The 13,166-nt window shown below is 42.2% G+C and carries 9 protein-coding genes; 7 read left to right on the top strand and 2 right to left on the bottom strand.

Translation table 11 applies throughout. The features are described from left to right. Positions 1–55: 55 nt before the first annotated feature. The 5 genes from AC5JL8_RS12795 to AC5JL8_RS12775 all read left to right on the top strand — a co-directional run bounded on the left by AC5JL8_RS12795 (position 56) and on the right by AC5JL8_RS12775 (position 7,113). On the top strand, positions 56–2,434 hold the full coding sequence (locus tag AC5JL8_RS12795; RefSeq protein WP_495880151.1) for an adenylate/guanylate cyclase domain-containing protein: 2,379 nt from the start codon (positions 56–58) through the stop codon (positions 2,432–2,434). Between the two features lie 123 nt (positions 2,435–2,557). Continuing rightward, positions 2,558–3,235 (top strand): Uma2 family endonuclease, encoded by a 678-nt coding sequence (locus AC5JL8_RS12790; RefSeq protein WP_495880150.1) that lies wholly within the window; start codon positions 2,558–2,560, stop codon positions 3,233–3,235. Between the two features lie 633 nt (positions 3,236–3,868). After that, the gene (ctpB, locus tag AC5JL8_RS12785) at positions 3,869–5,206 is read left to right on the top strand and encodes a carboxyl-terminal processing protease CtpB (RefSeq protein WP_495880149.1); all 1,338 of its coding nucleotides are present in this window, start codon (positions 3,869–3,871) and stop codon (positions 5,204–5,206) included. A 123-nt stretch (positions 5,207–5,329) separates the two neighbouring features. After that, on the top strand, positions 5,330–6,298 hold the full coding sequence (locus AC5JL8_RS12780; protein ID WP_495880148.1) for a glycosyltransferase family 2 protein: 969 nt from the start codon (positions 5,330–5,332) through the stop codon (positions 6,296–6,298). Between the two features lie 119 nt (positions 6,299–6,417). Beyond that, complete coding sequence (locus tag AC5JL8_RS12775; RefSeq protein WP_495880147.1) at positions 6,418–7,113, top strand: response regulator transcription factor; 696 nt, start codon at positions 6,418–6,420, stop codon at positions 7,111–7,113. Positions 7,114–7,905: 792 nt separating this feature from the next. Here the strand turns inward: AC5JL8_RS12775 and AC5JL8_RS12770 are convergent. Next, a complete protein-coding gene (locus tag AC5JL8_RS12770; protein ID WP_495880146.1) occupies positions 7,906–8,187 on the bottom strand; it encodes an Npun_R1517 family heterocyst differentiation transcriptional regulator in 282 nt (93 codons plus the stop codon). Between the two features lie 1,052 nt (positions 8,188–9,239). Between AC5JL8_RS12770 and AC5JL8_RS12765 the strand changes: the two genes are divergently transcribed. Further along, positions 9,240–9,599 carry an NAD(P)H-quinone oxidoreductase subunit M gene (locus AC5JL8_RS12765; RefSeq protein WP_495880145.1) on the top strand — a complete coding sequence of 120 codons (360 nt, stop codon included), beginning with the start codon at positions 9,240–9,242 and terminating at the stop codon, positions 9,597–9,599. 917 nt (positions 9,600–10,516) lie between these two features. Here the strand turns inward: AC5JL8_RS12765 and AC5JL8_RS12760 are convergent. Next, on the bottom strand, positions 10,517–10,798 hold the full coding sequence (locus AC5JL8_RS12760; RefSeq protein WP_495880508.1) for a hypothetical protein: 282 nt from the start codon (positions 10,796–10,798) through the stop codon (positions 10,517–10,519). Between AC5JL8_RS12760 and AC5JL8_RS12755 the strand changes: the two genes are divergently transcribed. Further along, the gene (locus AC5JL8_RS12755) at positions 10,751–13,045 is read left to right on the top strand and encodes a PP2C family protein-serine/threonine phosphatase (protein ID WP_495880144.1); all 2,295 of its coding nucleotides are present in this window, start codon (positions 10,751–10,753) and stop codon (positions 13,043–13,045) included. The two genes, AC5JL8_RS12760 and AC5JL8_RS12755, sit on opposite strands and share 48 nt — an antisense overlap. Positions 13,046–13,166 lie beyond the last annotated feature (121 nt).

Raw genomic sequence — 13,166 nt, 5'->3', positions numbered from 1 at the left:
AATTTACCTGGAGGATACCGGCTGGTGCGAGACCACGCATTTAGCTATCAAAATTATGTATAGAAAAATGCCGCTACGAGTCATTTTTATTGTATCTACACTACTCCAGGTAATTACGGCTGTAGGGCTGACCGGATATTTTTCCTTCCGCAATGGGCAACGTGCAGTGAACGAGGTCGCCACCCAACTCCGGGATGAGGTAACCGCACGGGTCAACGAGAGGCTACTGCTTTATGTGGAAACACCCCATCTGATCAATCGGCTGAATGCAAATTCGATTGAGTTAGGACAGTTAGATACTCAAAATACCCAGTATAAACAGAAGTATTTCTGGCAGCAGATCCGTACCTTTCCAGTGATCACCTACAACTTTTACGGTAGCGTTACAGGAGAATATTTAGGAGCAAGACGCTTACCGAATGGTGATTTGCAGGTAATTCAACGCAATCAGTCTACAGGATACAACCAGTACTTTGCGACCAATGCACAGGGCGATCGCGCACGTCTAATCGAAGCTTTGCCGGATTTCGATGCACGCCAACGTCCCTGGTACAAGCAGGCAGTTCAGGCAGGTCAACCTACATGGAGCCAAATCTATCGGGACTTCAGTACAGGGGGACTAGCAATTACAGCAGCCCAACCTGTGTATGACAAGCAAGGAAAACTCAAGGGTGTCCTTGGTAGCGATTTTATTTTTTCCCAGGTGAATGCATTTCTGCAAAGCTTAAAGATTGGCACCTCTGGTCAGACGTTCATTATGGAACGTTCTGGTATGCTGGTTGCCACATCTACGCCCGATGCAACCTACCAAATTACCAGTAACCAGCCGCAACGGATTAAAGCTTTTGAGAGTAAAAATTATCTAATCCAGCAGAGTGCTAAACATTTACAACAAAAGTTTGGCAATTTTACACAAATTCAAAATAGCCAACTACTAGACTTTGATATCCAAGGAAATCGGCAATTTCTTCAAGTTACGCCGTTACAGGATGGTAGGGGGTTGGATTGGTTAATTGTGGTTGTTATGCCGGAAGCGGATTTCATGGAACGCATCCAGGCAAATACCCGGATCACGACGCTGCTGTGCCTGCTGTCGCTGATTATTGCAATGGTGGTGGGACTGCAAACATCCCTCTGGATTGTCAAGCCGATTCAGCGTTTGAATACCGCCGCCAAGGATCTGGCAGATGGAAGCTGGGAGCAAGAACTGCCAATTGAACGGTCTGATGAGATTGGGGAACTGGCTGAGTCTTTCACCTGCATGGCAAAACAGTTAAAGGAATTGTTTGAAACTCTAGAAGAAAAGGTGCGCGATCGCACTCAGGCACTTGCCAAAATTAACGGGGAACTGAAAAATAAAAATGCGCTGATTCGGCAAATCTTTGGGCGTTACCTTAGTGATGAGATTGTCAGCAATCTGCTAGAAAATCCCCTTGGGCTAGAGTTAGGCGGGACGCGACGTAAAATCACCATCTTAATCTCGGATCTGCGCGGCTTCACAGCTACAGCCGAACGGCTGTCACCAGAGCAAGTGATCACCATCCTCAACTTTTACCTGGAATATATGGCGGATGTGATTACCCGCTACGAAGGTACAATCGATGAGTTCATGGGAGATGGCATTCTGACATTATTTGGTGCGCCTACCGTGAGAGCAAACGACACAGAACGGGCAGTTGCGTGTGCGATCGCTATGCAACAAGCAATGATTCCCGTCAACCAGCAGATGCAAGAATGGGGCTTTCCGCTCCTGGAAATGGGCATTGGCATTCATACAGGTGAGGTTGTAGTCGGCAACATCGGGTCAGAAAAACGTACAAAGTATGGTGTCGTCGGTAGCCACATTAACCTTGCCTACCGCATTGAAGCGTGCAGTGTGGGTGGACAAATTATCATCTCCGAAGATGTGTTGTCTGAGGTGCGAGACATTGTGCAGGTGGATACACACCAAAAGGTGCAGATGAAAGGAGTAAAAGACCCCATTAACCTTTATGAAATCAGCGGCATTGGTGGAGAGCATAACCTGTTTCTCTCTAAGTCGGAAGAACAATTCCTAGATTTGCCAGAAGCTATTTCGCTCCAGTACGTTACCTTGGAAAGCAAACACGTAGGCGATCGCTGGTATCAAGCAGAGATTATCAAGCTCTCCCGCCAGGAAGCCCTGATTCAGCACAAAAACCTTGAAGAAGAATTGCCACTTCCCCTAACGAATTTAAAACTCATCCTGCTGAATAAAAATCTGCCCCAAGAAGTCGGTGAAGATTTTTATGCCAAAGTCTTGGAAAAACCTACACTAGAAGGCAGCTTCTACATCCGCTTTACATCCCTTCCTCCATCTGTGCGGGCGATGCTCGATCATCTCTATCAAACTATTTCTCTGGAGTTAGAAGAGCAAATTCCATTCGCCCGGACTTCAGTAAGCAGCACTAAGTAGTAGTGCAAAATTAAATATACATTTGTCATTGCGTCTACGCTACATTTCATTTCGCTCGCAATGACATAAATGATTTTGCGTAACCACTTATGATCAAAGTACGAGATAAACGCTAATCAGATCATGCTACAGTACGATCCGCTAGACTGCTTACCCTCCGCCGAGGATTTGCCGGACTCTGACGATACCCCTGTGGATAATCAGCTGCAACATTTAATTCCTGGTTTACTGGAAGCCATACTAGCTATGGCATGGTCAGACCGTATGGACTGGTTCTTTGGTGTTGATATGGGGATTTATTACGATCCCGATCAGTCAGCGATCGTACCAGATGGGTTTTTGAGTCTGGGAGTTGAACGTATTTTTGATGAGAATCTGCGTTTAAGTTACCTACTTTGGGAAGAACAACGCGTACCAACTATGGTGCTAGAAGTGGTTTCTCAAACACGGCGTGGGGAATACAGCACCAAGAAAGAGTTTTATGCCCAGTTAGAAGTTTTATATTATGTCGTTTATAATCCCCAACGGCGAAGAAAACAGACTTTAGAAGTGTATCGCCTGGTAAATGGGAAGTATCAATTGCAGCGAGTAAATCCCGTTTGGCTACCGGAAATTGGGTTAGGGATTGGCTGTGAACAGGGAACATATCAAGGCATTACACGCGAGTGGCTTTACTGGTATACTGAGCAAGGTCAGCGTTTATTAACACCAGAAGAACGAGTTAAACAAGCAGAACAACGCGCTCAAATGCTGGCAGAACGTCTCAGATCGCTTGGCGTAGATCCAGATTCTTTGGTTTAGAATGCGCTTCTGGCTGAATTGTGGCAGATGCAAGCTACGATCACCAAGGTACGAGTCTAAAAAACTGGTGAACGAGCATCAAAGCCTCATTAACGGAGCTAAAAAACTCATTAATCAGTATTAAAGACTCGTGGATGAGTCAGCTTAACGCAAAAAGGCATTTACTGCTTAGGAAGATGCATAAACTAAGGTTATAGTGGTACAGATTAGCCAAACGCCAAAGATAACGCACAAACCACAAGCTATTTTTTGTATCAATCGCCACAGTTACCCAGCTTTTCTCTTAACTGAAACTGTTGTTTTCAAGTAACCTTTACGTTTCATGACATAAGTAAGAAAAGCATAGTTTGTCGATATCTTAAGTATCTGCAAGTCAATAAGCAAAGTGCTATCTTATAAAAATAATCGAGAGTATATAGTTGACACATATAAAACTGTCACATACTCTAGATGATTGTCCGGAGAAAGCTAGCAAACAGAGAAATGATTGTCATAAAGTAAAGCAATATTTTTAGCTTCATTTCAATAAGAAATGATGAAGGAAGTATAGCTAAACTTAAGTATAAAACTTAAAATTTTTTGGAAAATCTGATTGCTAAACTGTCAACAACACAATTATTCCAGCTGATATACATGAACCAATCTGCGAAACGTTACTCGCCGCTCCAAGTAGCCTTGATTGGTGGAGCGATCGCCACGAGCGCCACTGTATCTTTATTTGGCCCGGCTTGGACTCGCTGCGTTCGGGCTGCCCTACAAGATAGCCCCAAAGCAGTAGTTGACGAAGTCTGGCAACTGGTGAATCGTGAATATGTTGATGGCAAATTTAATCAACAAGATTGGCAAGCAACTAGACAAAGTTTGTTAAGTAAAAACTATACAACTCATGAAGAAGCTTACGTTGCCATTCGTGAAGCTTTACAACAGTTGGGAGATCCTTACACTCGGTTTATGGACCCCAAACAGTATGAGGCGCTGACCAGCCAAACATCAGGGGAAGTCTCTGGGATTGGCATTCGCATGGAATTAAATGATAAAACCAAGCGGCTCACTGTTGTAGAAGCTATAGAAAATTCCCCAGCGCTGAAAGCTGGTATTAAAGCAGGCGATGAAATTTTAGCAATTAATGGCAAACCCACTCAGCAGATGAAAGTGGATGATGCCTCCAAGCTAATTCGTGGTAAAGCTGGTACTCCTCTGACATTGCGCCTGGGGCGGTCAGGGAAGAATGCTTTTGATTTGAAGCTAACCAGGGCAACTATTGAAGTACCAACTGTACGTTATACCCTCAAGCAAGAAGGTAATCGGCGTGTTGGCTATATCCGGTTGCGAGAATTTAGTTCTCATGCAGCAGAACAAATGCGACGAGCCATCCGCGATTTAAACGGTAAGCAAGTAAATGCTTATGTATTGGATTTGCGAGGCAATCCTGGTGGTTTGTTGCAGTCGAGCATTGAAATTGCGCGGATGTGGCTGGATAATGGCGGAATTGTCCGTACAGTAGATCGGTTAGGAGGAGCGGAAGATACTAAAGCTAATCGCACTGCCCTGACTCAGCTTCCCTTAGCAGTACTGGTGGATGGTAATTCAGCTAGTGCTAGCGAAATTCTCACAGGGGCACTCAAAGATAATAAGCGAGCAGTAGTTGTTGGCAGTCAAACCTTTGGAAAAGCGTTAGTACAGTCAGTTCATCAACTCGCTGATGGTTCGGGCTTGGCAGTCACCATTGCCCACTATTACACTCCCCAGGGAACGGATATTAACCACAAAGGCATCACACCAGATATCAAGTTAGACTTAACAGAAGCACAAGAGCGTCAACTAGCGTCTAATCCAGATTTAGTTGGCACTCCAAACGATCCACAATATGCGCGAGCAATTACAGCGCTATCTAGTAATAACTTCGCTCAACCTCCGGCAAATCAACCCACTGGATCAATGAGTGTCCGCGCTAGCGACTTGAAATTTTAGATTTACGTATTCAATTATTTCCCAAGCCGGATTTTTTGAGTCATACCAAGTGCGTGTTCTAATCAGTTTTAAGATTTTGGATTGGGAATACTAGTAAGTAATCCCAATCCAAAATTTTAATTTATGAATCATCAATTAGTTGATGCAACCACCGCCAACAGCTTTATGCCAAGGGTGTCGGTGGTTGTTCCTATTTATAATGGTGAGGCAGATTTACCAGATTTAATTTCTTGTTTGCTGTCTCAAACTTACCCTAAAGAACGGGTAGAGTATTTGCTGGTAGATAATAACAGTAGCGATCGCACTCTCACATCCCTAAAAGCATCTGCTGAACTTTGCCCGATTACAATTCACCCTTTGAGTGAAAACCAAATTCAAAGCTCCTACGCAGCTCGTAACACTGGCATTCGAGCTGCAACCGGGGAAATTGTAGCTTTTACCGATGCTGATTGCCGTCCTCAACCGCAGTGGCTAGAATCATTAATTAAACCTTTCATCAAACCAGATGTAGTAATTGTTGTAGGTGAAATTAAGGCTCTACCAGGTAAAACTCTGCTAGAACAACATGCAGACCGTCAAGAAACCTTATCACAAAAGCACACCCTTGCCCATCCTTTCTGTGCTTACGGTCAAACCGCTAATTTAGCAGTTCAACGCATCGCCTTAGAAAAAGTTGGTTTATTTCGTCCTTATCTTACTACTGGTGGAGATGCAGACATTTGTTGGCGGATTCTGGGGGCAAACATCGGGCATTTGGAATTTGCCCCAGATGCTGTAGTCCAGCACCGTCACCGTACCACACTCAAAGAATTGAAAAGCCAATGGCGGCGCTATGGGCGCTCAAATCGCTATCTGCACGAACTGTATGGCGTGGAGTTAATGCCAGGGCTTAAACGCCAGGAATATTACTATCGCTTGGTACGCTGGTTATTGAAGGAAGTGCCTAAATATAGCGTCAAGGCGATCGCGGGTCAAGCCAGCCTTGTAGACTTTTTAAGTACTCCTATTGCATTATTTACTGCGAAAGCGCGTTACTCTGGGCAAAGCGAAGCCAAGCTGCCAGAAAAAGCCCAGATTATTGATTGGCTATAGAAATTAGCTCAGATGAATTTCAATTTTGAATTCTCCACAAAAGTTGACCTGTCTGTATATTGTTCAATGCCTACCAAGTTTCGCTAAATTGGAAAAAGGTAAACTTAAGGAAATTTCAAATGTCAGCACAACTGTTACTGGTAGATGACGAACCGGGATTGCGGGAAGCCGTCAAAGATTATTTACAAGAAAGCGGTTTCAGCGTTCAAGTCGCCAGTAACGCCCGTGAGGGTTGGGATTTGATGCAGCAGAACACGCCTGACTTAGTGATTTCTGACATCATGATGCCCCAGGTAGACGGCTATCAATTCCTCAAGCAACTGCGAGATGATCCTCGGTTCCAAACGCTGCCAGTAGTATTTTTAACTGCTAAGGGCATGACAGGCGATCGCATTCAAGGCTATCAAGCTGGTGTTGATGCTTATTTACCCAAACCTTTCGACCCAGATGAGTTAATTGCCATAGTAGAAAACTTACTTGCCCGTCGCACAGCTAAACTTCAAACTACAGGTGAAGACGGTGAAACTCCTGATATTGCTGAACTAGCCCATCAAATTGCCCAAATAAAGGCTTTGTTAACTCAAAGAAATGCGATCTCACAATCACCAGCACCATTTAAAATCGACCTGACCCCTAGAGAACAAAGTGTTTTAAACTTGGTCGCTGAAGGGTTAATGAACAAAGAAATTGCCCGTCGCTTAGAGACCAGCGTCCGCAATGTCGAAAAGTACGTTAGCCGTTTGTTTAGTAAAACCGGTACTAATAGCCGTACAGAGTTAGTTCGTTTTGCTTTAGAACACGGTCTTGCTAAATAGACAGCTTGTCTTGAAAAGAGGGGCTGGGGACTGGAGAATAAGGAGGAACAATTTTCATGCCCTCATTGTGGGCATTTACTCGTGGGTTTTAGCTTGAAAAATTGCTAAGTAATTAAGTCAACAGTCATTAGTGCTAATGACCAAGGGCTAATGACTCGAAATCCCACGGCTTTTTATGAAAACGAGCATAGCGATGTTTTCGTAGCTGTGGGATGAGAATTGATTTTAGTTGGACTAATTAACAGTTCAGTATTAAGCCTTCAGCCCTTTGTCAAGTAGTTAAATTTATCGACTAATCTTCTAAAAAATTAATCCTACCCTAATGGGTTTGTGAAAATTATCTCATATGCCATGTGTAAGGGTGGAATGAAACTTCAAGCTTGCAAAATCCTAATATTAAACAGCTGCAATCGCTCACGAAGCAACCCATAAATTTAGAAATCTCTGAAATGTTCAGAGTATTTAACGTAAATGATTGCTAACTAGTACTTTACCAACTTGAAGTAACACCCTGATCAAAGGTATTTGCCAAAAATAAAATCCTTGAAAAACTGTAACCTGCCTTAGTAGGAAGGCGTAACTGCATTAGTAGGCACCCAAATATTTCCGTAGTGCAAAGGGTGAGGGCTACTGTGACGCTTTCTTGGGCTTTTCGGAGAGTAAGGTAAACTCCTAGCCTTGAGGTTAAGTTACACAAGCCAACTCAAGGTTAGAGCAAATAGGTAAACTTAAAACAAATTCACCATTTGATATCTAAGCCACGACTTGTCACTACTCAAATTATACAGATATTTATTGACTATTATCGGCGAAATTTCGTAAGCGCATGAGTTGGCGTCGCATTTGCGGTGAAGCTTTAAATTCAGAAACTTCCTGGGCTTTAACAGACGCTTGCAGTGTCTCTAGAAAATCATCAGAGCCTTCAGTTAAAGCATCTAAAAGCACTTGCAATAGTTGCTCGCGATCGCCTAATAGACTCTTTTCCTCAATCAACCGGAATTTGAGATGTATTTCACACTCATAAACACCTACTTCAATATTATTTATCTGACGTGGTAAGGCTTTGGAGTTCATAAATTTTGCGGATTCCTTTACTTGGTGGTCATGAGGTTGAGGAGCTAAATACCCAACAAAAATTCTTTAATTTTTTTTTGAATCCAAAGTGGTTGAACTCAGAATCATTCTTCATCCATCACATTTGTCTTCTATTCCACTCTCCTGTGTTCTTTTCGAGCCAGACTTTGACTGCGTAGGCTGTATTTTCCCTGCGCCAAAGGTGGTTCAGGTAAGCCATAACTATTATTCAGTTTTTAAGATTCTATACAATAAAGTTTCTGTAAGAAGTTGTTCGAGCTTTTTAAAGGTTTTTACATCAACTTTATCTAAACGTCAATAACAGTTTGGAATTTTACTGAAATTTTCGTGTTTACACTTACGTAAAAACACTAAAGTTTTTCTCTTTTATGAAAGCTAGAGGTAGTTGTGCCATAACTACGTAAATTTACTAGATGTTCATTTTTTTCATCATAAAATTCAGGAGACATCAATCAGCAAAGTCATTAAAGATTTATTTTTGTTCTGAATGAAAATTATAGACACTGATTACTTTATTACAGCCGAGTCTGCTATTCTAGTGCTTTCTAGATTTTGTCAAGTAAAAAGAGCCTAGCAGTAGTGATTAGACATGGTTAACTGACCGCCATAGTAAACTCGTGGTTCCTCTAGAAATCAAAACAGCTTACCTGTAAATTGTCGCAAAGGCAACTCCGGCTAAAGTTTGCTAAAGTTTGACGCTCAACAAACGTTAATTCGATGGATTTGTGACCCCTCCTCTAATTTCTCAACACCAGTTCGTTCAAATCGGGACAACCCGTCAACACACTAGGCTTTACAATACACTGGCTCCCCGTGTCAAGGAGAGCCTGAAAAAAGCTATGATCTTGCTGCTTCTCTTAGGACTAATGCAGTGAAACGAAAAATTAAGAATTTGAAGAGAGTGTAGTGCAGATAGTATTTTGGCTAATGCTTGCACCATAGGCATGATTCCTTTTTATTAAGGTCATTCAAGCTCAGGTATAGCGTCTACAATGATTTCAGTGTAATCAACCCAAATCTTACACCCTTTTATGGACAACCCGATGCTGCTTAAGTCCACAACCCGGCATATCCGCATTTTTGCAGCGGAAATTGACCGAGATGGCGAACTGGTTCCCAGTAATCAGGTTTTATCGTTAGATGTTGACCCAGACAATGAATTTAACTGGAATGAAGATGCGCTGCAAAAGATTTATCGTAAGTTTGATGAACTGGTAGAAGCATCTAGTGGCCAGGATTTAACAGACTACAACTTACGCCGCATTGGATCAGATTTGGAGCATTATTTGCGATCGCTCCTACAAAAAGGCGAAATCAGCTACAATCTCCTAAGCCGTGTCACCAACTACAGCATGGGAATCCCCCAAGTAGCAACTGATGAGAAACAGTAAAGTCAAGAGCTACAACTAAAAGTTTTGTAATTCTTGGCTTTTTAGGGGCAGGCTGTACCATGCCCCTAAGACTTGTCTGCTGCGGCTTTAAGTAATAGTACTAGATGTGAACAATAAGCTAAGTTTTGGTAGTTTAAGTTTTAGTAGTTAATCTACCACTTGCGATTTCGGTGAACGAAATAATCCTCAGCTATCTATGCTGAATTACAGTACGTATAGGTCAATACCCTGAAGTTGCTGATAAGAATTTTTTAGGTAGAAGCTTTCTGACACAGTTAATATTTAGTACAGCTGTAACAGCTAGTATTGCTAGATTTAAATTATTCAATGGATTGTTAACCAATTTTTTGTGCTAAAAGCCAAGCTAGCAGAGTTAGTATAGATTCGCACTAATTAATATGATAGCTACCGCTTTAGTGCTTGGTCATCCTCTCAAAATATATCTGTAAAACTTGAATATATTTATTTTTTATAAAATTTCGGATCTACAGCTATGCAGTATGTGATTAGTAACATATGTCCTCGTTGTGAAGAGATGTAGCTAGCCAAGAGATAATACAGTACATTCTAGACAATTCTCATAGATGCAAAATCACTGGTAGGTGTGCTAGAAATGCCAATTACCCAAAACATTAACTAACAATGGCATCATTAATCGGATAATGGTTTTTCTAAATTACGTTAAAAATTGGTGAACTATATTTGACAAAGTTGAGAGCCTCGTTTAGCTTATGTGTTCAGTTATCTTAATTCTTAATTAAAGTTATTAATGCCTCACAACTTATAAACTATAGAAATACTAGTATTATCTACCGCTTTGTGATCAGGTAATTTATCAAAAGTAAACAGTACAGTTATGCTGGCTGGAGTTAAGCTGTGGTGGCAGAGTTGAAGTTAGCTGCGCTGTTGATAGAGAGTCATATAAGGAATAGAAAGTATGATGAGGCTGTAGGATTGACTGAGGAGCGATTTCTTTGGATAAGTAGATAATTATTAGCGCCTGCTAGTATCAGCCAGCTAAAATCATTGATCCAAAGTTGGATATGTCGGGTTAAAGAAACATGAGCGATCCAGATTGCCTCTGCTAATGCTGTTGAAGAAATTGCCAATGCTGCTGAAGAAATTGCCAATTGCTGATCGGTGCGAAAACTATGGAAAATGATGTGGCAACGCTCTACTGCCCAAATGAGATGTGTCAAGCTCTCAACCCCTTAACACATAAATTTTGCTTGCGATGCTCCACACCTCTACCCAAGCATTACCTCTGGGCTGAGGGAGATGGCCTGAGTGTTGCCACTCCCGGAGAAATCTTGGACGAGCGCTATTTAGTGATCAATAAATCTGTTGTTTTAGATACTAAGCCTGGGTTAGTTCCGCAAACACCTGAATTAGATAATTCGTCGGCAATTAGAGCTTATCTAAGACTTATTCCTTACAGATTACACGTACCGCAGGTATATGGAGTAATACCTGTAACCGATGGTCGTTCTCGTAAAGACATATTACTTTTAGAAAAACCCCCAATACTGACCGATGGTACAGCGCTACAAGTGCAACTGTGTAGCGAGTTAATCAGTGCTTGGCGTGACGCTACATCAATGCGCCAACTCAATTGGCTATGGCAGTTAGCTCATCTTTGGCATCCATTTGCAAGTGAAGGTGTGGCCTCTAGCTTACTAGACCCATATTTGTTAAGGGTAGAAGGGTCGTTAGTACGCTTGTTAGAATTGCGTGTTGACTCCTCAACAACACCAGGCTTACCTCAATTAGGAGAATTTTGGCAGCAATTGCACAGAGAGGCAAAACCAGCTATAGCTGAACTTATCAACAAAATTAGTAATGCTTTAATTCAGCAACAGATCAATTCACCTGATCAATTAATTACAGTCTTAGATCAAGGACTAGCTCAATTAGGGCGATCGCAAAAGTCTACTATCAAAATTTTCACTAAAACTGACACTGGCCCCAGTCGCCAACGTAATGAAGATGCCTGTTACCCTCCCAGTGGTACCTTAGTAAGTAAACCTCCACAGGCGACCGCCCTAGCCATTGTCTGTGACGGCATCGGTGGGCACGAGGGAGGCAATGTAGCATCAAATTTAGCAATTGAAACGATTCAGCATCAGGTACATGAACTCACAAAAGTTCCGTATGACCACATAGACCCTTCACTGCTGCTAAATGACTTAGAATCAGCAGTGGCAGTTGTAAATGACAAAATTAGCCAACGCAATGACGGCGAAAATCGGCAGGGACGTCAACGCATGGGCACCACCTTGGTAATGGCATTACCAATTGCCCATGAAATGTACATTACCCACGTCGGTGATAGCCGTGCCTACTGGATTACGCGCCACGGTTGTTATCAAGTTACCCTTGATGATGATGTAGCTTCGCGTGAGGTACGGTTAGGCTATGCTGTCTACCGTGAAGCAATATTACAAGGTGGATCTGGCTCTCTCGTCCAGGCTTTAGGAATGAGTCCCAGTACTTCATTACATCCCACTGCCCAGAGGTTTATTCTGGATGAAGATGCTGTTTTCCTACTTACATCCGATGGTTTGAGCGACTTTGACCGCGTTGAGGACTATTGGGAAACAGAAGTCTTACCGATTTTGACAGGGGAAACCGATGTAGCACATGCTACTGAAAAATTAGTAGAAATTGCTAACACTAAAAATGGACATGATAATGTCACTATTGCCTTAGTACATTGTCAAGTTCGATACTCTGAACCAAACTCAAGCCTGGCAGCGGTCATACCAGACAGTTTCCTGGGTAAAGCTACTAATGCTCCGTCCAGAACAGTACAAGGAACACTCCTAGGTAACCCCAATCAGAAAACACAAGTAATCCCAGAAACTAAGCCTGCCAAAACTGCCCAACTACCACTAAATTTTATAGTTCCGTTAATATTAGTTTTAGCAGCCGGTTATTTGGGATACTTAGTAATGCAGATGCGATCGCCATCCGGTGAAACTCCAGTTGTGACTAGCCCAACCGCAACTCCGCAGCCAACTACCACAGAAGCAACTGCACCGCGAACTATTGACAACCTTGATTCTGGGTGGGTAATTCAAACCCAGGCCCCAATCCGCCTAAATAACCAAGAATTATTACCCTCTGGTAGCCTTTTACAAGTTATCGATAAAAAACCAAATCCTAAAGCGGGTTCTAGAGATTTTTTCGTGCAACTGCGCTTGTGCCCCCAAGATACACCAGCTCAGTCATCAGTGAATAAACCAGATAATTCTAACTCTTCGCAACAAGTAGAGAAATTAGCACCAATTCAATTCTCCCAATCTCAACTAAAAAAATATAAGGTCAATGTTTTATCAGCAAAACAGCCGAGTGCATGTGATGATGTCTCGCCATCGCTAGATAACCAGACACCTGTACCAAATCCACAAAGTGATACTAGTCCAACCAAATCGAATACTCCATAAATTGGTAAAAACCTGAAATAATACAGGTAATAACCAGCGAAAAAAACTTACAATACAATGTAGATATTTTTACATTGGAAAATTTTTATTTGAAATTATTTGTTATTTAATACCTTTTGAT

This window comes from Mojavia sp. (assembly GCF_059505145.1).
This window is presented reverse-complemented; position numbering and strand designations above follow the sequence as displayed.

What these genes read in the sequence shown, in the direction of transcription:
- AC5JL8_RS12780 (WP_495880148.1), top strand. Translation starts at nt 5,330, where the DNA reads ATGAATCATCAATTAGTTGATGCAACCACCGCCAACAGCTTTATGCCA.
- AC5JL8_RS12790 (WP_495880150.1), top strand. Translation starts at nt 2,558, where the DNA reads ATGCTACAGTACGATCCGCTAGACTGCTTACCCTCCGCCGAGGATTTG.
- AC5JL8_RS12795 (WP_495880151.1), top strand. Translation starts at nt 56, where the DNA reads ATGTATAGAAAAATGCCGCTACGAGTCATTTTTATTGTATCTACACTA.
- AC5JL8_RS12755 (WP_495880144.1), top strand. Translation starts at nt 10,751, where the DNA reads ATGGAAAATGATGTGGCAACGCTCTACTGCCCAAATGAGATGTGTCAA.
- ctpB (WP_495880149.1), top strand. Translation starts at nt 3,869, where the DNA reads ATGAACCAATCTGCGAAACGTTACTCGCCGCTCCAAGTAGCCTTGATT.
- AC5JL8_RS12765 (WP_495880145.1), top strand. Translation starts at nt 9,240, where the DNA reads ATGGACAACCCGATGCTGCTTAAGTCCACAACCCGGCATATCCGCATT.
- AC5JL8_RS12775 (WP_495880147.1), top strand. Translation starts at nt 6,418, where the DNA reads ATGTCAGCACAACTGTTACTGGTAGATGACGAACCGGGATTGCGGGAA.
- AC5JL8_RS12770 (WP_495880146.1), bottom strand. Translation starts at nt 8,187, where the DNA reads ATGAACTCCAAAGCCTTACCACGTCAGATAAATAATATTGAAGTAGGT.